At 65.5% G+C, this 640-nt stretch carries 1 protein-coding gene; it reads right to left on the bottom strand.

Annotation, left to right across the window (positions count from 1 at the left end):
• Window positions 1-640 (bottom strand): replication initiator (locus tag NG1_RS37705; protein WP_218019032.1); only part of this gene is annotated, 640 nt, incomplete at both ends.

Raw genomic sequence — 640 nt, 5'->3', positions numbered from 1 at the left:
GGCCACCAGATGTTGACGTAGGTCGCCGCGGTCACCTGATACAGCAGCTTGGTAGGGATCGAACCCCGGATAGCCAGATGGATGTGCGGGGCCCCGCGCTTCTGCGGTTCGACCGAGCCCCAGTACTGCACGTTCCAGCCCACCGCGCGACGCAGGTTCTGCACCCACCGGTCGAACAGCGCTTTGACGTGCATGATGTCGCGGGCCGCACGCGCGTAGTCGTAGGACTCCGGATCACGCGGGGAACCATCCGACACCATCTGTCCGGTCTCCTCGTCACGGACACGGTTGATCCCCCCGTAGGAATCCACGGTCAGGGTGTGGAACGTCGAGGGCCGGTACTTGCCGTCCGCGTAGGCGGTGCCGACCGTGGTGCGCGCGACCTTCTTGCGAGGCAGGTCCGGCAGATCGTCACGGCGACGGGTCGACTTGGCCTTACGACGCGGCTTGGCATCCAACGGCGGAAGACGATCACGCACACCGAGTTCGCGAAGCTCGGCATCGAGGTCGGCCACCAAATCCTTGATGGCCTCGGCCAGTTCGTCATCCCCCTCGCGGCGAGCGTCGTGATACCGGCTGAACTGGTCGGCACGCGTGGCCAGCACTTGCGCTTGTGCTTCGGTGACCACCGGTTCCGGTT

This window comes from Nocardia gamkensis NBRC 108242, from assembly GCF_001612985.1.
Taxonomy (GTDB): domain Bacteria; phylum Actinomycetota; class Actinomycetes; order Mycobacteriales; family Mycobacteriaceae; genus Nocardia; species Nocardia gamkensis.
Note: the sequence above shows the minus strand (reverse complement) of the source record. Positions and strands in the feature narration are given on the sequence as shown.